This is a genomic window from Streptomyces antioxidans (assembly GCF_000968685.2).
GTDB classification, from domain to species: domain Bacteria; phylum Actinomycetota; class Actinomycetes; order Streptomycetales; family Streptomycetaceae; genus Streptomyces; species Streptomyces antioxidans.
The window spans coordinates 1-17925 of sequence record NZ_LAKD02000077.1 but is presented as its reverse complement, the minus strand read 5'-3'; the positions used below and the strand labels follow the sequence as shown (position 1 = coordinate 17925).

The following is a 17925-nucleotide window of genomic DNA, read 5'->3' as shown; positions in this document are numbered from 1 at the left end:
CGCTGCCTGGAACGTGGCGTCTTCTGCTCCCTCGACGACCTCAAGACCGCCCTCGAGGACTGGATCAAGGTCTGGAACAGCAACGCCAAGCCGTTCAAGTGGACCAAGACCGCCGACCAGATCATCGACCGAATCTGCCGCTACTGCTCACGCATCTCCGGACCAGCTCACTAGGGCCGCTGCGGCTCCTCCGCCCGCACCTCTTCCTCGCGCTCCCCGTGCCCCTCGTGCTCCGCCACCTGCTCCTTCGTGGGCTTGGCGACCTGGCCGTCGCGGCCGAAGTAGCTCCGGGACAGCGAGACCCGCAGCCGCTCCTTGAAGGAGGGCTTCCGGGCGACCCCGGCCTCGTCGACCGACGGCGGCAGCTCCAGCGGCAGATACTGCTCGTACGCGGTCAGCGTGTACTTCTCCCCGGGCGAGAGCGGTTCGTGCACCTCCGTGTACTCGCCGTGCGGCAGCCGCTGGATGATGCCGCTCTCGCGGCCGTGCAGCAGTTTCTGCCGGTCCCTGTGCTGGAGGCCGAGACAGATCCGCTTGGTGATCACGAAGACCACGACCGGCACCACGAAGAAGCCGATCCGGCACGCCCAGGTGATCGCGTTGATCGACAGCTGGAAGTGGGTGGCGATGAGGTCATTGCCACCACCCGCCAGCAGCACCGCGTAGAGGCCGATCCAGGCGGCGCCGAAGGCGGTGCGGGTCGGGGCGTTGCGCGGGCGCTCATTGAGATGGTGTTCGCGCCTGTCACCGGTGATCCATGCCTCCAGGAACGGATAGAGCCAGATGATCAGCAGTACCGTGGGAAAGACCAGGAACGGGATCAGCACCCCCAACACCAGGGTGTGGCCCCAGAGGTTGATCTCCCAGCCCGGCATCAGCCGGATCAGCCCTTCGGAATAGCCCATGTACCAGTCGGGCTGGGCGTCGGTGGACACCTGGTCGGGCCGGTAGGGGCCGTAGGACCACACCGGATTGATCTGGGCGATGGCCGACATCAGGGTGGTGATGCCGAAGACCAGGAAGAAGAATCCGCCGGACTTGGCCACATAGACCGGCCAGAGGGGCGGACCCACGATATTCGTGTTCTTCTTTCCGGGCCCCGGCTGATGGGTGTGCTTGTGGTAGACGAGAAGAATCATATGGAGCGCCAGCAGCCCGAGCATGATGCCGGGAATCAGCAGCACATGCACCGTGAACAGCCGTGGCACGATCGCCGTTCCCGGGAATTGGCCGTCGAAGAAGAAGAACGACACATAGGTGCCGACGATCGGGACCGAAAGGATCGCGCCCTCCATGAAGCGCAGACCGGTGCCGGACAGCAGGTCGTCGGGCAGCGAATAACCCATGAAGCCGTCGAACATCCCCAGAATCAGCAGACCGGCGCCGGACAGCCAGTTGATCTCGCGCGGTTTGCGGTAGACGCCGTTGAAGAACGTCCGCATCATATGGACGAGCATGCTGGCGATGAAGACGATGGCCGCCCAGTGGTGGACCTGTCGCATCAGCAGTCCGCCGCGCACATCGAAGCTGATGTGCAGCGTGGACTCGTACGCCTGTGACATGCGGATGCCGCTCAGGGGTGTCCACCGGCCGTCGTAGACCACCTCGTTCATCGCCGGTTTGAAGAACAGGGTCAGATAGACCCCGGTCAGAATGATGATGACGAACGTATAGAGGGCGATCTCGCCGATCAGGAACGACCAGTGGTCGGGGAAGACCTTGCGCAGATTGGCCTTCGCCATCTTGAACAGGCCCACCCGGCCGTCGAACCAGCCGGCGAGGGCCTCGCCTTTTCCGGTGGGCGCGCGCCGACCGGATGGCTCATCGCGGAACCTCTGCCGGCGCTCCGGAAATGCTCTCATGTCTCAATGGGTTTACCAGGCATTCTCCCCGGATGACGGCGTCCTTCCGCCGGGTGGATCAGGGCGTAACCCCAATGAAGGACGAACGCCACGACCGGCTTGCGCCCGGGTGCGCACCTCCACCGCCGTCCCCGGCGCCGCCCGCCCCCCAGCGGGCGGCGCCGCGGACGCCTGGCCCGGTCAGGCCGCCGGAAGCTCTCCGGTGCGGGCCAGCCGGGCGTACCAGCGGGCACTGGACTTCGGTACCCGGGCCTGCGTCGGATAGTCCACATAGACGGCGCCGAAGCGCTTGCTGTAGCCGTACGCCCATTCGAAATTGTCCATCAGCGACCACAGGAAGTAGCCGCGCAGATCGGCGCCGTCCGCGATGGCCTGGTGGGCCACGGCCAGGTGGTCACGGAGGTAGTCGATCCGCCGCGGGTCGTGGACCGTGCCCTCCGCGTCCGGCTTGTCGTCGAACGCGGCGCCGTTCTCGGTGATGTACAGCGGCACGCCCGGCGCCTCACGGCTGTAGCGCATCAGCAGGTCGTGCAGCCCGGTCGGGTCGATCGTCCAGCCCATCTCGGTGCGCTCGCCCGGGGTCTGGTGGAACGCCACCCGCTCCGAACCCGGCCACGGGGAGTGGACGCTGGCGCCGTGGCCGTCGTGGCGGTCGGGCGAGCCGTCGTTGTCGGTGGCGGCTGATACCAATGACGGTGTGTAGTAATTGATGCCCAGCGCGTCCAGGGGGTGCTTGATGACGGCCAGATCGCCATCGCGGACGAACGACCAGTCGGTGATCGAGGCGGTGTCCTCGATCAGGTCGCTGGGGTACGCACCGCGCAGCAGCGGCCCGGTGAAGACGCGATTGGCCAGCGCGTCGATACGCCGCGCCGCGTCCAGGTCCTCGGGCTTGTCGCTGAAGGGCCGGACCACGGCCGGGTTGAGGCTGATGGCGAGCTGAGCGCGGGCGGGGAGCGCGGCGCGCAGTGCCTGGGAGCCGAGGCCATGAGCCAGGTTCAGATGGTGGGCGGCGCGCAGCGGGGCCAGCCGCTCGGTGCGGCCCGGGGCGTGCACCCCCGAGCCATAGCCCAGGAAGGCGCTGCACCACGGCTCGTTGAGGGTGGTCCAGAACTCGACGCGGTCGCCCAGCGCCTCCGCCACGATGCCCGCGTACTCGGCGAACCGCTCGGCGGTCTCGCGCTCCGGCCATCCGCCCCCCGCGGCGGAGCCGCTAGGGAACCGGGTCTCCAGCTCCTGGGGGAGGTCCCAGTGGTAGAGGGTGACCACCGGCTGGATGCCCGCGCCCAGCAGCTCGTCCACCAGCGAGCGGTAGAAGTCGAGCCCGCGCTGTACGGCCGGGCCCCGGCCGGTCGGCTGCACCCGTGACCAGGACACCGAGAAGCGGTACGCCCCCAGGTTCAGCTCCGCCATCAGCCGGACGTCGTCGCGGAAGCGGTGGTAGTGGTCCACGGCCACATCACCGGTGTCACCGGCGAGCACCTTGCCTGGGGTGTGGCTGAAGGTGTCCCAGATGGAGGGGGTGCGGCCGTCCTCCTGGGCGGCGCCCTCGACCTGATAGGCGGCCGAGGCCGCGCCCCACAGGAATCCGGGCGGGAAGGTAAGAGTCATGGAAGCGCTCCCAATCGAGGTCGTGGTGCGGCGGGAGAGGAGGGGGACAAGAGACGGTGGAGGGGAGGGGAACGGGGGAGCGGCGGGCCCGGGTGCGGGCCGCTCAGCCCTTGACCGCCCCCTGCATGATTCCCCCCACGATCTGCTTGCCGAACAGGACGAAGGCGATCAGCAGCGGCAGCGTGCCGAGCAGCGCTCCCGCCATGATCACCGACTGGTCGGGGATATAGCCGCGGCCCAGGCCGTTCAGTGCCACCTGGACGGTCGGATTGCCGGTCTGGGTGAGCGCGATGATCGGCCAGAAGAAGTCGTTCCACGCCTGGACGAAGGTGAGCATCCCCAGTACGGCCATGGCCGGGCGCGCCGCCGGGAAGACCACGTGCCAGATGATCCGCAGGCTGCTGGCGCCGTCCACCCGGGCGGCCTCGATCAGCTCGGTCGGCAGCGCCTGGGTGAGGTACTGCCGCATGAAGAAGACCCCGAAGGCGCTGACGAGCGTGGGCAGGATGACGGCCTGCAACTGGTCGGTCCACTCCAGCTTGGCCACCATCATGTACAGCGGCACGACGCTGAGCTGGGGCGGCACCATCATCGTCCCGATGGTGAGCATCAGCAGCAGGTTCTTGAAGCGGAAGCGCAGCTTGGCGAAGGCGAAGCCCGCGATGGTCGAGAACAGCACGGTCCCGGCCGCGATGGTCCCGGCCACCACGGCCGTATTGAGCAGCGCCGCGCCCATATTGGCGTCGTTCCACGCCAGATCGAGGTTGTGGAAGAGATTTCCGCCGAACCAGAAGGGCGGCGGGGTCTCGGCGAGCCGGGTGTTGGTGCGGGAGGCGGCGACGGCGGTCCACACCAGCGGGAAGAGCGAGCCCACGGTGAACAGGATCAGCACGGCGTAGGTGATCTTCCCGCCGTGCAGCTGCCGGCCCGCGCGGCTGCGGCCCTTTCGCCCGGCCGGGGGCGGTGCGGACGGTGCGGAGGCCCGCGGGGAGGAAACGGTGGCGGTCATGTGGTCCCTCGTCTCCCTCACTGGCTCTTCCGCAGCCGTCGCCGGAGCAGCCAGTTGACCGCGGCGATCAGCAGCAGGATCAGGAACATGGCCCAGGCGATGGCCGAGGCCCGGCCGAGGTGGAGGTTCACCCAGCCCTGTTCGTACAGATACAGCCCCAGCGTCTGGAACTGGTGGTCGCCCCCGCCGGTGGCGCCCGCGCTGCCGTTGAACAGCAGCGGTTCACCGAAGAGCTGGGTCGCCCCGATCGTGGACACCACGACGGTGAAGAGGATGGTGGGGCGCAGCGAGGGAATCGTCACATGAAGGAACTGCTGCCAGCGCGAGGCCCCGTCCAGCGCCGCCGACTCGTACAGGTCCTCCGGCACCGCCTGCATGGCGGCCAGATAGATCAGCGCGTTGTAGCCGGTCCAGCGCCAGATCACGATCGTGGAGACGGCGAACTGGGAGGACCAGGAGCCGTTCTGCCAGTCGATCTTGTCGATGCCGACCGAGCCGAGCGCCCAGTTGATCATCCCGTAGTCGCGCCCGAAGAGCAGCACGAACACCAGCGTCGCGGCGGCCACCGAGGTGGCGTACGGGGTGAGGACGGCGACCCGGAAGAACATCGAGCCGCGCAGCCGGTAGTTGAGCAGATGGGCGAGCCCGAGCGCCATCAGCAGCTGCGGCACCGTCGAGATGACCCCGATGGTGAACGTGTTCTGGAGCGCGTTCCAGAAGAACTCGTCCTCCCACAGCCGGGAGAAGTTGCGCATCCCGACCCACTCCATATGGGTCGGATCGGTCAGCTCCACCCGGTGCAGCGAGGCCCATCCGGTGTAGAGAAGCGGGAAGAGCCCGAAGGCGGCGAAGAAGAGGAAGAAGGGGGCGACGAAGGCGTACGGGCTCCAGCGCACGTCCCAGCGGTGGCGGCGGGCGCGCCAGGCACGCCGCCGCTGCTCACGGGGATCGGGGGGCGTCACCGTGGCGGCGCCGCGCGGGGCCGCGCCCCCCTGCCCTGAGGGGGGCGCGGCAGTGCCGGACGTGGTGGACATCCGGGTCACTGGTCCAGCGCGTTGTCGATGGTCTTGGTCGCGGCCTTCCAGCCCTGCTCAGGGGACTTGCCCTGCTGGTCGACCTGGAGCAGACCGATGTCCACGAGGTTCTGGTTGATGATCTGGTCCTTGGGCCCCAGCACCTGTACCGGAATGCCCTTGGCGGCCTCGGTGAAGATGGAGCCGATCGGCGCGCCCGCGAAGTAGGGGTGCTTGGCGTCCTTCACATCGGGCAGGGAGTACGACGCCTGGGCGCTCGGCCAGCTTCCGCGCTCCTTGAACAGCTTGGCCTGCTGCTCGGGGGCGGTCAGCCAGGCGACCAGCTTGGCCGCCTCCTCCTTGTGCTGGCCCGCCTGCGGCACCCCGAGGAAGGTGCCGCCCCAGTTGCCGGGCTTGGGCGCGGCGGCCACGTCCCACTGGTCCTTCGCCTTGTCCCCGGCCTTGGACTGGATGTAGCCGAGCATCCACGGCGGACAGGAGACGGTGGCGAACTGCCCGTTGGCGTACCCCTGGTCCCAGGTCTTCTGGAACTGCTGGAGCTTGGCGGTCATCTTCCCGGTGGCCGCCTTCGCCGCGACGTCCCAGGCATCCTTCACGGCCGGGCTGTCCTTGTAGATGACCTTGCCGCTCTTGTCGTAGTAGCGCTCCGCGCTGCCCGCGATCACCGCGTTGAAGACACCGCCGGCCGAGTCGACGAAGGCCGTGCTCTTCGGGGCCTTCTTCATGTACTTCTTGCCGGCGTCCACGTACTTGTCCCAGTCCCCGGCCCACAGCTGGGCGACCTTGTCGCGGTCGGTGGGGAGCCCGGCCTTCTGGAAGAGGTCCTTGCGGTAGCAGATCGCCATGGGACCGATGTCGGTGCCCAGGCCGATCGCCTTGCCGTCCTTCGACAGGCCCTGCTGCCATTTCCAGTCGAGCCAATTCGACTTCTTGACCCCGGGTGTCTTCGAAAGGTCAACGAACTTATCCGCCTGGGTCTGCACCACCTCGGCGATATTGGCGACCTCGATGCCCTGGACATCGGCCAGACCGCTGCCCGTGCTGAGGTGGTTCAGCAGTTGCGGGTAGTAGTTCTCATTGCGCTCGATGACCGTCTGCTCGATCTTGATGTCCGGGTGGTCCTTCATGTACTCGTCGTAGAGCCCGGCCTCCTGGAAGCCCATGGTGCCGAAGAGCCCCAGGGTGATTTTGGTCTTGCCGCCGTCGTCGCCCCCACCGCCGGACTTGCCGCTTCCGCTGTCGCCGTCGTCGGCGCATCCGCTGAGCAGCCCGGCCCCCAGGGCGGCGACGGCCACGAGGACCACGGCTCTGCTGCGGTGACTACCAGTGTTCCTGCGCATTCCGTCCTCCTAGCGCCCCGCCCAACGGCTTCCGGTCAAAAAGTGGTGATACATGGCTCTTTGAGATGCATCGAGTCGGGTGGGCATCGTGCGGGTTGTGTATGGCTCAGGTACGGTGGGAGCGCTCCCAGCTGTGATGTGTTGAAGGGTTGCGGCTCCCCGCTGGGGTGTCAAGGGAGTGCGCGGAACAACTTCCCGAAACCACACTGCTGTTGAATGTCTCCGCGGCCGCCCATGTGGGGGTTGGAGCTGCTGGGCATGGACGGCTGGAGGCGCGAAATGGCAGGAACGCGGCGGCATGGCGCTGGGCGGGGACGGCCGACCCTCGAGGAGGTGGCGGCCCGCGCCGGAGTCGGCCGCGGCACCGTGTCCCGGGTGATCAACGGTTCGCCCCGGGTCAGCGACCGCACCCGCACCGCCGTCGAACAGGCCGTCGCCGAACTCGGCTATGTGCCGAACCGGGTGGCCCGCGCCCTCGCCGCCAACCGCGCCGACGCCGTCGCGCTGGTCATCCCCGAGCCCGAGACCCGGCTCTTCGCCGAACCGTACTTCTCCGACATCATCCGCGGCGTCGGCGCCGGGCTCGCCGACACCGATCTCCAGCTGCTGCTCACCCTCATCCGCACCCCCAAGGAACGGCAGCGGCTCGCGGAATACCTCTCCGCGCACCGGGTCGACGGGGTGCTGCTGGTCTCCGTCCACGCCGACGATCCGCTGCCGGACCTGCTGGAGCGGATCGAGATGCCCGCGGTGCTCAGCGGCCGCCGCTCGGCGCACGAGTCGGTCCCGTACGTGGACTCGGACAACACCGGCGGCGCCCAGTCCGCCGTGGAACACCTCATCGGCCGTGGCCGCGAGAGGGTCGCCACCATCACCGGCCCACTGGACATGTATGTCGCGCAGTGCCGCCTGGAGGGCTACGGCGCCGCGGTCCGGGCGGCGGGCCGGGAGGTGGAGGAGGAGCTGGTGGTGTCCGCGGACTTCACCGAGGAGGGCGGCCGCCGGGCGATGTGGCAGCTGCTGAGCCAGCGCCCGGACCTGGACGGGGTCTTCGCCGCCTCGGACGTGATGGCCGCGGGCGCCCGCCAGGTGCTGCGCGAGAACGGGCGCGGCGTGCCGGACGACGTGGCGCTGGTCGGCTTCGAGGACTCGGCCGTCGCCCGCCATATGGACCCTCCGCTCACGAGTGTCCGGCAGGCCACTGAGGAGATGGGCCGGGCGATGGTGCGGGTGCTGCTGGAGGAGATCGGGGGGCGCTCGGACCACACGGCCAAGCGCCCGCAGCTGGTGCTGCCGACGCAGCTGGTACGGAGAGAGTCCTCCTGACCCTGACCCTGGCCCTGAACCGCCGCCACAACGAACGGGGCCGGTGGACGGTGTCCACCGGCCCCGGGTCGTGCGATTACAGCGCCGGGTAGGCGTTCTTCAGCAGCTCCTGGAACTGGGCCGAGAACCAGTGGCCCGACAGCGGAGCGTTCGGCAGCGCCCCCGACGGGTTGTTGCCGTTGCGCGGATTGCCGGTGTACGTCGGGTCGCACATCCGGTCGAAGCCCTTGCCCTCGTCGTTCGGGAGCTCGGAGCTCGCCCCGTCCGACTCGCCCGGGGGCTTCATCCACACGTACGCGTCGATCCCGGCCGCGGGTGCCGCCTTGGGCCGCTCACCGAGCCCGGCGCCGGACTGGTTGCACCAGTTGCCGATGTGGATCCGGCGGTCGTAGCGCCCGTCGTTGATGTACGTGTCCACGTCCGACGTCGCGCCGGGGCCGCTGGGCCGGGCCGAGCCGCCCCAGCCGTTGCGGGAGGTGTCGATCAGCGCGCCGATGTCGCTCGGGAAGCCGACGTTGACCAGCTCCTGGCGGAACGCCTGGGCGAAGGAGAGCTCGTCCACGTACCGGTTCCAGTCCACCCACTTCGACTGGCGCACGGTGGTGCCGTTGACCGTGTCGTCGACGGTGAAGTTCTCCTCCTTCAGCGCGCTGTAGTTGGCCGTGTTGACGATGATCCCGGCCACCTTGTCGACCGTGCTGCCCTCGGCCGTCGCCGCCTGCTTGAGCACCTGTGCGGTGGGGTTGAAGTTGTCGTCCCAGCCGATCCAGCCGTGGTGGCCGGCGTCCACGTAGTTGTAGACGTTGCCGATGGCGCCCAGCTTGTTCAGGGCGTAGCCGACGCCCTTCACGTAGTTGCCGTTGGCCTTCATCGTGTCGCACTGCGGGGTCGCGGTGGGGCTGCCGCCGGTGTTGGTGACCAGGTTGGGCAGCGAGTCGATCTCGATCGTGGTCACGATCCGCAGCGGGGAGTCGGCGTACTTCGGCTCGGAGAGTATCGCCGCGATCGGGTCGATGAACCGCGTCTTGTACGTGTCGATCTCGGTCGGGCCCAGCTCGCCGTTGGACGCCAGCGCGGCGCAGTCACGGCCGGGCAGGTCGTAGACCACTAACTGGACGACGGTCGGGCTGCCGCTCGACTGCCGCAGCGCCTCGTCGAGGTGGGCGCGCAGCCCCGTCGCGCCGCCCGTGCCGTCGATCGCGGCGATCCGGTCAAGCCAGATGCCGGTCGGCTGGCCGGAGATCTTGTTGCCGCCGGGTTCGGCGGCGGCCTTGGCCGACCAGTCGGGGTTCACGTACACCTTGGCGCCCGCGTACGGGTTGTCGACCTTCGCGGCGGCGGCCCGGCCACCGTCCACCTGGGCGGACGCCACGCCGGTCAGCGCCCCCATGGTCAGCGCGGAGGCGGCGAGCAGGGTGCCCGCCCTTCGGATTCTGCGGCTCATCGCATTCCCTTCAGATGATCGTGGATCGGGCGATCGTGGATCAGGCCATTGCGGATCAGGTGATCGCGGAGTCCCACGCCGTAGTTGGTCGGCGTGCCGTTGTAGTCGCTGATCAGGGACGGGCCCGAGGAACAGTCCCAGGTGTTCCAGGTCCACCCCAGATACGAGGCGCCCTTGGCGTCCAGCCAGGCCATGACCCGGTCGACATAGCCGTGGGAGCAGGTGTTCTCGCCGATCTCGCCCGCCACGAACGGGACCTGGGCGATGACCGGGGCCAGCTGTTCGTCGAAACAGCCTTCGTCGGCGCAGGCGTTGAAGTTGTACGCGTGCCAGGCGGCGGCGAGATTGCCCGCCGGGTCGTCCGGCCTGTACGTGAGCCACTGGCGCAGATCGTTCGAGTAGGCGACCCCCGGGATCAGCACCAGGTTCCTCGCGCCGGTGGCCCGTACGGCGTCCAGCAGGGTCTGCATCCCGGCGACCTGGAAGTCGATCCCGGGGCAGCTCCCGCCGTCGCGCCAGCACGTCCACGCCGCCGTGAGGTCGGAGGTGGCGCGGTCCGGGAACGGCTCGTTGAACAGGTCGAAGACCACGGCCTCGTCGCCCTTGAAGGTCTGGGCGACCGAGGTCCAGAAGGCCGGGGTGTACCGCGCGTCCGGCATCGGCTTCTGGCAGGTGGCGTACTCGGTGTCGGCGCAGTGGCTGTCCCCGCCGGTGTACCGGCCGTGGGACCAGTGGAGTTCGACGATGGGCGTGATGCCATGGGCCTCCAGCCGGGCGACGAGTTCCTTGACGGCCGCGATGTAGTTGGCCCCTCCGTAGGCCGTGTCGATATGGGAAAGGCCCAGCCAGCACTCCTCGTTGAGCGGGATCCGGACCGCGTTGACCTTCCAGTCGGCGATGGCCTGGATGGCCGCGTCGTCCACGGGGCCGTCGAAGATCCCGTGTCCCTGGACGCACATGAACTCACCGCCGGAGCGGTTGACGCCCAGCAGCCGCCGGGTGGCTCCGCTCTCGTCGACGAGCTTGTTGCCGGAGGCGCGGAGCTTGGGTGGCGGTGCGGCGTTGACGCGGAACGGCTGTGACGGCTGTGACGGCCGCGTCGGCGATGCGTCGGCCGAAGCGGCCGTGGTGGCCGGGGCGCTCGCCGCCGAGGCGGTGGGCGCTAGGGCGGTGCCCGCCACGGATAACACCGTGGCGGCCACCAAGGCATAGAGGCGTGGGGGTGCTCGCATGGAGCGACTCCTCGGGGTCCGAGCGCCGTTTTCACTGCGGCGCGGGCTGATGGAACCGCTCCCACTGGTTGAAGTGAAGGTAGCGCTCGACGGGCGCATGTCAACAGCCCGCGTTTATGAATCATCGGCGGGAGGCCTTCGGTGACCGGGTGTTGTTCAAAGACTTGACACTTCTGCGGGCTGCTATAAATTCTGGGAGCGCTCCCACTGGTATCTGGTATCTGGTATCGAACCGCTCCTCCTGGTGAGAACGACTGGTGAGAACGACCCCGCGGGCCAGGCTGGGTCCGCCGGACCCCGCCGCGCCTCGCCCCCTCCTTGTGCCTCCGAGGTGCGGCGGGAGGGTGTGGGGCGCAGCCTGGGACATATGACCGAATCCCAGGCGCCGCGCATCCACCAGCCTCCGATCGTGGTGCTCGGCGTCCAGCAGAACGACCCCCCGTTCCGTCTGGTCGAGATCGGCGGTGAGCTGGTGGGCAAGGCGCACTCGGTCCTGGATGTCATCGGGATCGCACGGGAGGTCGGCCTGGGCGACGTCGATCTGGACGATCCGGATGTGGTCCGGTGGGTGGGTGGCGACAAGTTCACCTGGACATCGTTCTGGCCCCCGAACCGGCCGTACGGCGAGCGCCGGGGCTAGATTCACTGTCAACCCAGCGTTGACGCTCCCGAGGGTGTCAACCTATGGTTGACGCATGACGAAACCAGTCGGACTCACCCATCCCGTGCGCCTCGACGACCTGATCGAGGCCATCAAGAAGGTCCACCCCGACGCCCTCGACCAGCTCACCGACGCGGTGATCGCCGCCGAGCACCTGGGCGACGTGGCCGACCACCTCATCGGCCACTTCGTGGACCAGGCCCGCCGCTCCGGCGCCTCCTGGACCGACATCGGCAAGAGCATGGGGGTGACGCGGCAGGCGGCCCAGAAGCGCTTCGTCCCCAAGGCGTCCGGCGAGCCGTCGGACCTCGACCCCAGCCAGGGTTTCGGCCGGTTCACCCCACGGGCGCGGAACGCCGTGGTGGCGGCGACGAACGAGGCCCGCGCGGCCTCCAACGACGAGATCCGCCCCGAGCACCTGGCCCTGGGCCTGCTCCACGAGCCGGAGGGCCTTGCCGTGAAGGCGATCCTCGCCCAGGGCGTCCCGATCGACACCGTCCGCCAGGCGGCCGCCGACGCCCTCCCCCCGGCCGCCGAGGAGGTGCCCGAGCTCATCCCGTACGACGCTGACGCCCGTAAGGTCCTCGAGCTCACCTTCCGCGAGGCCCTGCGGCTGGGCCACAACTACATCGGCACCGAGCACATCCTCCTCGCCCTCCTCGAACACGAGGGCGGCGCGGGCCTGTTGACCGGCCTCGGGGTCGACAAGGCCACCACCGTGGCCACCGTCACCAAGACGCTGACCCGGATCGCCGAGGCCATCAAGGGCGAGATGGAGGCGTGACCGGGCGGCCCTCGAGGACCGGGGGCCGGAACAGCCGCGAGGTGCCGGTCAAGGTGAGTACCCGCCTGACCGTGCGACTGGGGGAGCGGACGATGACCGTCTTGCCGTGTGCCAGCGCCTCCCGGCGGAGCCTCAGCAGTGCGTTGAGCGCCGAGCAGTCCCAGAACCGCACCGCGCTCAGGTCCACGTCAACGCCCTCGGCGGAGTCGCGGAGGGCGTTGCCCAGGACGGCGGACATGACGGGCGCGGTCTCGTAGTCCACCTCTCCGTTGACCACGACGACCTTACGGGCCCCCTCCGGGTAGCTGTCGGTGAGGAAGACGGACGAGGGCCCCGGCCCCGCCGGGCCCGCCGATGGCCCCGGCGCCGTGCCGATCAAGGGCCGGTACGGCGAGCGCCGCCCGCGCTCGGGCAGGGAGATGTCTCGTGCGTGCACCTGTCTGTCTCCCCTCGAGGCCGCCCCACTGGCGTCACACGACTCGCTATACACGAAGTCGAATTCATGTTTCCAGATACGCTATTGTTTCGGCAATATCATGAGGCCATGGAAGGAGTGCCTGAATCGCACACTGGATGGACGTTCCTGACCAACCACGCCCGGGTGCTGGCCACGATCGCCGATGATCCGAACGTGCGGATCCGTGACATCGCCGCGCACTGCAGACTGACCGAGCGCGCCGTCCAAAAGATCATCGGTGACCTGGAGCAGGACGGATATCTGTCCCACACCCGTGAGGGGCGTACGAACACGTACCGCATCGAGCCGGGGAAGGTCCTGCGCCACCCGGCCGAGGCCGGGCTCCCCGTGGCCTCGCTCCTCTCGCTGCTCCTCGAGGACGAGGACCGGCGCAAACACGCCGACGACTTCCTCGACGACGGAAGCCCGGCGGCGGATGAGGCTCCCGTCCGGCCGACCTCCGACTCCCACGCTCCTCGACTACGCTGAAGCGCGTCCCTGGCGTCAGAGGCGGGAGGAGTCACGGTGCGCATCGGCGAACTCGCCGCCAAGACCGGCGTCAGCGTACGGGCGCTGCGCTACTACGAGGAACAGCACCTGCTCACCTCGGACCGCAGCCCCAGCGGCCAGCGCCACTACGCGGACACCGCGGTCGACCGCGTCCTGTGGATCCAGTGCCTCTACTCCGCGGGCCTGTCGAGCAAGACCATCCGCGAATTCCTCCCCTGCGCGTACACCGGCGTCGCCACCCCGGCCACCATCGCCCGCCTGACCGCCGAACGCGACCGCATCAACGCCCAGATGGCCAACCTGGCCACCACCCGCGACCACCTCGAGGTCCTCATCGAGGCGGCCAACGGCACGGTCGAGGGCGAAGCGAACTGCCTCCCGCAAACCGCCTGACCCGGCACGGCCCCTGGCGGGTCGGTCTCCCTTCGGCGGTGCCTCACGCGTCCTCCCCCGCCCGTGCTTGTCGGGCGGCTTCCTCATGGGTGCGGAGCAGCTGTTCGCCTTCCGGGCAGACGGCGCCGGGGGTGCGGCAGGTCGGGCAGCTGGCGGCGTGTTCCAGGGCGGCGCGCCACTCGGTCCCGGTCACGGTCGGGTCGTTGGAGGTCGTCGTCATGCCGCCAGCTCCTCCAACAGTGAGGGGGCCGTGTTCGGGGGTGGTGGTCATAGGGACCTGCTGTGATGGAGGGCGCGGCGCATGGCGGCGGCTTGGGCGACGACATCGGACGGGTAGTCCCGGGCGTGGGTCGGGCAGGCGTAGACGGTGCGTCCGGCGCCGCTCCCCCCCCGTGCTCGACACCGACGATGACCGGCTCGTCGGTGGGCAGTTCGCAGCGGTAGCAGGTCTGACGGCCCTGCGAGACCGGGCCGAGCACAGCGCGGTCCGCCTCGGCTGGTGCTCCCCACAGCTTGTAGGGGTCGGTCAGGTAGCAGTTGGCCGAGAGCGGCATGCGCCAGTGGGCCTTGGGCCCGGTCGTCCAGGAGGCGGGCGGTACGCCGGGGTAGGTGCTCTCGTCGGTCAGTTCGGTGCGGACCCTGACCTGTTGGAGGTGCCAGCGTGTCGCGGAGCCCACCTTGACGAGCCAGTAGAGGCTTCCGTGTTCGTCCTGGATCACTGCGCCGGTCTCGTCGCCGAGCAGGCCGAGGGCGTGTTCGCCGATGGCCTGGGCCTCACGGACAGCGTCCCACCATTTGCCTGCGGGTAACGCCTCAACGTCCACAGCAGGCGGTGGTGTCCACGGCAGGATTTTGGTCGTCACGTCGGGGCTCCCCTGCGGATCTGCGAGGGGCGGCGCTGGCCGTGTGTCCTGGCGGGAGCGTGGGCCAGCGCCGCCGTGACGCGGATCACGCTAGGTGAGCGTGCGATCACAGCTCAGTGACGTAACGCATCAGACGCTGAGCGGATAGTGACGCGACTAGGACGTCACGTCCCAGTCAGAAAGCGGGCTCAACCCCGAGTCGGGCAGTCAGCCCCCGGGGCCGGGTAACACGCGGACGGACCGGCACGTCATGACGGCTCATTCGAAGTACGTGCAAGTCGCTCAATATTGCCACTAAAGTTCGCATTGGGGGCATCACGACGCGAGCACGAACCACGCACGATTACCCGTCTTTTCGCAACAGAACTTCCTAATAGGGCATCCCCCGCTCTCGTGATTCTTCGCCCGTAGCGGTGGCCGTTCTTGCCCGTATTCGACCAGAGTAGCAATCAATCCACCCCTAGCGTTTCTTTAACCCAAAACACGCTGTGGATAAAGTGTGTGCGCGTTGGACATTGGTTCGCCCAATGGCACTCAGTTACAAGGGGCTTGACGTCCCATCAACGGTTACGTCTAGGGTTTTGCGGGCAAGAACATCTCCGGGATGTCTTGCGCATGCAAGCACGTTCCCCGGAATGTCGAGTCGCTCAAGACGCAACGGGAGATAAGTGATGATCGATCTGACCGCCGCTGAGAACGCCGAGCTTGACGACCTCTTCACCGACGCCGAGCCCGCTCCCTACAGCGCGGCCGATGGCGTTAATGGAATCACGCCAGTCGACCGCTGATGCCCCTTCTATCCGGAGCACGCTCGCGCCCTGAATAGCGGTTTCGTCGTTGTTGGGGTTCCTTCGTGCACGGCGTGGCGGCGGCTCACAGTCGCCGCTACGCCCGTGAGGGTTTTATCTTGCCGCGAGTAAAAAGTCGGATTGAGGCTATTGGCCTGTGAGGTCGAATGCCTGTCTCGGCGATTCTTGAAGTGACAAACCCGACTGAGTTTTTGTCCAGTTGTGGAATTATGTGTAGCAAGTCGCCAGCCGTCAGATCTGTCTGAGTGAATGGGCTGGGGTGTGTGTGACAATACGGGATTACATGATTGAGCAGGGGGTCGATGCGTGCAGAAGGTGTTCTTCACCGGAACTCACCGGGTTCGCGTGCCGGAGGAGACCGAGGCTGCACTGCTGCCGCTCCTTGGTGAGTACGGCATCACGCGGCTTGCCGATGTGACGGGCCTGGATACGCTCGGTATCCCTGTGGTGATGTCGGTGCGGCCGCTGGCCACCACGCTGTCGGTGTCCCAGGGTAAGGGCGCCAGCAAGCTGTTGGCGCGTCTCTCCGCTGCTATGGAGGCCATTGAGCTGTGGCATGCGGAGAACGCGGTTCCGCCTCCCACACTCTCCGGTGTCGCGGCGTCCGGTCTTCGTCTGCCCTACGACGTCACCGAGTTGAGGTGGCCCGCGGGGAGTCTTATCTGTGAGCACACACGGCTGGACTGGATTGACGCGCAGCTCCTCCCGTCTGGCCAAACGGTGCCCGTGCCCCGTGGCGCTGTGGTCCTGGGGGAGATGCCGGACTCCTGGCAGGTTCCCGGTCTCACCAACACCTCCAACGGTCTGGCCTCGGGGAACACGCTCGCGGAAGCAACGGTGCATGCCCTGTACGAAGTCATCGAACGGGACAGTGTCACCGTTGAAGCTGAGATGCCCGTACAGGAACGTCGGTGTATCGATCCGGCATCCGTCGACGACGAGCACTGCGCCGATCTGATCTCCCGGATCTCCAGCGCCGGCGGTTTCCTGGAGCTTGAGGACATCCCGGGCCGGACTCATGTGCCGTGCATGAGCGCTCGCCTCTGGCATGAGGACCTGGCGTCCTCGGTGATGCACGGTACCGGTGCGCACGGCGACCCGGCCGTCGCTCTGTCCCGCGCGATCACTGAGGCCGCGCAGTCGCGGCTCACCCAGATTTCCGGCGCTCGCGACGACATCGCCTCTGCCAGGTACCGTCCTGGGCACTTCTCCCGCCCCGAGCTACCCGACCGAGCCGTGGCCTGGGCCGACGTGCTCTCCGGCTATCCCGATCGCCCCTTCGAGACGGACGTCGCCGAAGCCGACTGGCTGGCCGGCCGGGTCCACGAGGTGACCGGAAGCGCGCCCATGCGTGTCGTACTAGCTGAGCGCGAGGAGTTCGCCGTGGTGAGGGTGGTCTGCCCCGGGATGCTGCACGAGGAACATCACCATGAATCACGGCAGTTGACGAAAGAGGGCGGCGTTCGATGACTGTCCACGTCTTCCACGGACCGAGCGTCACGGCCCGCGAAGTCGCCGAGATCTCGGACGACTTCTGCTCCCACCCTCCGGTACGGCACGGCGACTTGCTCGCCCTCGACTACCGCGCCGGTGACGTCGTCCTCCTCATCGACGGCGTCTTCCACACCGTCCCTCCCGTGCGGCACAAGGAGATCCTGTGGCTGCTCGCGCAGGGCGTCACCGTCGCAGGTGCGGCGAGTATGGGCGCGCTGCGTGCCGCGGAGTTGCATCCGTACGGAATGCACGGCATCGGCCGTGTCTTCGAGATGTACCGCTCCGGTGTGATCGATGCCGACGACGAGGTTGGCGTCGCACACACCCCGGACGGCCATCCACTGTCGGTCGCTCTCGTCGATGTGCGTGCAAAGCTCGACGAGGCCGTACAGACCGGGGCATTGAGCACTTCCGAGTCAGACAGCCTGCTCCGCCTGGCACGACAGATCCACTACATGCAACGGAGCAAGGGCGCACTCAGGAAGGCAGCACAGGAGGAGACTTGCCTCTCGGCCGCGGCCAGGGCCTGGTGGACCGGGCCAGACGGCCCACTCTCCGAGAGCGCGGGACTGAAACACACCGACGCACTGACGGCGCTCACGGCCGCAGCCCAGGGGCGCCTGACACCACCGGACACCAGCGCGTTGGCGGAAGCGGCGTGGTTCACACCGCGGCTGCACCACTGGGTATGGCGCTTCCGCCCCCGAAGCCCGGAGATCGACCCGGTACCGTTCACCGCTGAACTCCAGCACCAGCAACTGTACGACCCCGGCTTCGCCAACCGCTGGCGCCACTTCGTACTGGCCTGGATCGCTGACAAACAGGGCACTGACGACAACAGCACCGGACACCAACGGCACGTAGAGTCCCGCGCGATCGAAGCCGCCCGGGCCCGCGGAGTGACGCTGGAAACGCTGCGGCCGCACCAACTCGGCTACTGGCTCACCCCGACCGAGACGGCGATGCCACAAACTGATGAGCAAATGCTACGGCTGCTGGTCCGCTCAATCCGTCTCGGCGGCGCCGACGACCCCCGGCTCACCAACCAAGCACACGCCGCGCACCTCCTCAATCCCCAAATCGACAGCACCGGAGC

The 17925-nt window shown here is 68.0% G+C and carries 16 protein-coding genes; 7 read left to right on the top strand and 9 right to left on the bottom strand.

Features of this window, described 5'->3' with window-relative positions; translation table 11 throughout:
* Positions 1-170 precede the first annotated feature (170 nt).
* The 5 genes from qcrB to VT50_RS26555 all read right to left on the bottom strand — a co-directional run bounded on the left by qcrB (position 171) and on the right by VT50_RS26555 (position 6856).
* A complete protein-coding gene (gene qcrB, locus VT50_RS26575; RefSeq protein ID WP_046085373.1) occupies positions 171-1862 on the bottom strand; it encodes a cytochrome bc1 complex cytochrome b subunit in 1692 nt (563 codons plus the stop codon).
* Positions 1863-2042: 180 nt separating this feature from the next.
* Positions 2043-3473 carry a GH1 family beta-glucosidase gene (locus VT50_RS26570; protein WP_046085372.1) on the bottom strand — a complete coding sequence of 477 codons (1431 nt, stop codon included), beginning with the start codon at positions 3471-3473 and terminating at the stop codon, positions 2043-2045.
* Between the two features lie 103 nt (positions 3474-3576).
* Positions 3577-4482, bottom strand: a complete 906-nt coding sequence (locus VT50_RS26565; RefSeq protein WP_046085371.1) for a carbohydrate ABC transporter permease — start codon at positions 4480-4482, stop codon at positions 3577-3579.
* 17 nt (positions 4483-4499) lie between these two features.
* Complete coding sequence (locus VT50_RS26560) at positions 4500-5516, bottom strand: carbohydrate ABC transporter permease (protein WP_046085370.1); 1017 nt, start codon at positions 5514-5516, stop codon at positions 4500-4502.
* A 5-nt stretch (positions 5517-5521) separates the two neighbouring features.
* On the bottom strand, positions 5522-6856 hold the full coding sequence (locus VT50_RS26555) for an ABC transporter substrate-binding protein (RefSeq protein ID WP_046085369.1): 1335 nt from the start codon (positions 6854-6856) through the stop codon (positions 5522-5524).
* A 279-nt stretch (positions 6857-7135) separates the two neighbouring features.
* On the opposite strand from VT50_RS26555, the gene VT50_RS26550 reads away from it, so the two are divergent.
* Positions 7136-8182, top strand: a complete 1047-nt coding sequence (locus tag VT50_RS26550) for a LacI family DNA-binding transcriptional regulator (protein WP_046085368.1) — start codon at positions 7136-7138, stop codon at positions 8180-8182.
* Between the two features lie 76 nt (positions 8183-8258).
* Here the strand turns inward: VT50_RS26550 and VT50_RS26545 are convergent, their stop codons facing one another.
* Both VT50_RS26545 and VT50_RS26540 read right to left on the bottom strand, forming a co-directional pair.
* On the bottom strand, positions 8259-9572 hold the full coding sequence (locus VT50_RS26545; protein ID WP_240529319.1) for a glycoside hydrolase family 6 protein: 1314 nt from the start codon (positions 9570-9572) through the stop codon (positions 8259-8261).
* Between the two features lie 50 nt (positions 9573-9622).
* Complete coding sequence (locus VT50_RS26540; protein WP_046085367.1) at positions 9623-10858, bottom strand: glycoside hydrolase family 5 protein; 1236 nt, start codon at positions 10856-10858, stop codon at positions 9623-9625.
* 367 nt (positions 10859-11225) lie between these two features.
* Between VT50_RS26540 and VT50_RS26535 the strand changes: the two genes are divergently transcribed.
* Complete coding sequence (locus tag VT50_RS26535) at positions 11226-11498, top strand: hypothetical protein (protein ID WP_046085366.1); 273 nt, start codon at positions 11226-11228, stop codon at positions 11496-11498.
* 55 nt (positions 11499-11553) lie between these two features.
* Positions 11554-12303: a Clp protease N-terminal domain-containing protein gene (locus VT50_RS26530; RefSeq protein WP_046085365.1), complete on the top strand. Its 750-nt coding sequence runs from the start codon at positions 11554-11556 to the stop codon at positions 12301-12303.
* Here VT50_RS26530 and VT50_RS26525 read toward each other — a convergent pair.
* Positions 12281-12739 carry an STAS domain-containing protein gene (locus VT50_RS26525; protein ID WP_053048488.1) on the bottom strand — a complete coding sequence of 153 codons (459 nt, stop codon included), beginning with the start codon at positions 12737-12739 and terminating at the stop codon, positions 12281-12283. The two genes, VT50_RS26530 and VT50_RS26525, sit on opposite strands and share 23 nt — an antisense overlap.
* A gap of 108 nt (positions 12740-12847) precedes the next feature.
* Between VT50_RS26525 and VT50_RS26520 the strand changes: the two genes are divergently transcribed.
* On the top strand, positions 12848-13249 hold the full coding sequence (locus VT50_RS26520) for a helix-turn-helix transcriptional regulator (RefSeq protein WP_046085364.1): 402 nt from the start codon (positions 12848-12850) through the stop codon (positions 13247-13249).
* Between the two features lie 36 nt (positions 13250-13285).
* Positions 13286-13663, top strand: a complete 378-nt coding sequence (locus VT50_RS26515; RefSeq protein WP_046085363.1) for a MerR family transcriptional regulator — start codon at positions 13286-13288, stop codon at positions 13661-13663.
* A gap of 43 nt (positions 13664-13706) precedes the next feature.
* Here the strand turns inward: VT50_RS26515 and VT50_RS39735 are convergent, their stop codons facing one another.
* Positions 13707-13883, bottom strand: a complete 177-nt coding sequence (locus VT50_RS39735) for a hypothetical protein (RefSeq protein WP_167396630.1) — start codon at positions 13881-13883, stop codon at positions 13707-13709.
* A gap of 1758 nt (positions 13884-15641) precedes the next feature.
* Between VT50_RS39735 and VT50_RS26505 the strand changes: the two genes are divergently transcribed.
* Together VT50_RS26505 and VT50_RS38655 are read left to right on the top strand one after the other, a co-directional pair.
* Entirely contained in the window at positions 15642-16805 is a 1164-nt protein-coding gene (locus VT50_RS26505; RefSeq protein WP_046085362.1) for a YcaO-like family protein, read from the top strand.
* On the top strand, positions 16802-17925 hold a 1124-nt coding region (locus VT50_RS38655), incomplete at its 3' end, for a TfuA-like protein (protein ID WP_107424896.1). The genes VT50_RS26505 and VT50_RS38655, both read left to right, overlap by 4 nt.

What these genes read in the sequence shown, in the direction of transcription:
- qcrB (WP_046085373.1), bottom strand. Translation starts at nt 1,862, where the DNA reads ATGAGAGCATTTCCGGAGCGCCGGCAGAGGTTCCGCGATGAGCCATCC.
- VT50_RS26570 (WP_046085372.1), bottom strand. Translation starts at nt 3,473, where the DNA reads ATGACTCTTACCTTCCCGCCCGGATTCCTGTGGGGCGCGGCCTCGGCC.
- VT50_RS26565 (WP_046085371.1), bottom strand. Translation starts at nt 4,482, where the DNA reads ATGACCGCCACCGTTTCCTCCCCGCGGGCCTCCGCACCGTCCGCACCG.
- VT50_RS26560 (WP_046085370.1), bottom strand. Translation starts at nt 5,516, where the DNA reads ATGTCCACCACGTCCGGCACTGCCGCGCCCCCCTCAGGGCAGGGGGGC.
- VT50_RS26555 (WP_046085369.1), bottom strand. Translation starts at nt 6,856, where the DNA reads ATGCGCAGGAACACTGGTAGTCACCGCAGCAGAGCCGTGGTCCTCGTG.
- VT50_RS26550 (WP_046085368.1), top strand. Translation starts at nt 7,136, where the DNA reads ATGGCAGGAACGCGGCGGCATGGCGCTGGGCGGGGACGGCCGACCCTC.
- VT50_RS26545 (WP_240529319.1), bottom strand. Translation starts at nt 9,572, where the DNA reads ATGGGGGCGCTGACCGGCGTGGCGTCCGCCCAGGTGGACGGTGGCCGG.
- VT50_RS26540 (WP_046085367.1), bottom strand. Translation starts at nt 10,858, where the DNA reads ATGCGAGCACCCCCACGCCTCTATGCCTTGGTGGCCGCCACGGTGTTA.
- VT50_RS26535 (WP_046085366.1), top strand. Translation starts at nt 11,226, where the DNA reads ATGACCGAATCCCAGGCGCCGCGCATCCACCAGCCTCCGATCGTGGTG.
- VT50_RS26530 (WP_046085365.1), top strand. Translation starts at nt 11,554, where the DNA reads ATGACGAAACCAGTCGGACTCACCCATCCCGTGCGCCTCGACGACCTG.
- VT50_RS26520 (WP_046085364.1), top strand. Translation starts at nt 12,848, where the DNA reads ATGGAAGGAGTGCCTGAATCGCACACTGGATGGACGTTCCTGACCAAC.
- VT50_RS39735 (WP_167396630.1), bottom strand. Translation starts at nt 13,883, where the DNA reads ATGACGACGACCTCCAACGACCCGACCGTGACCGGGACCGAGTGGCGC.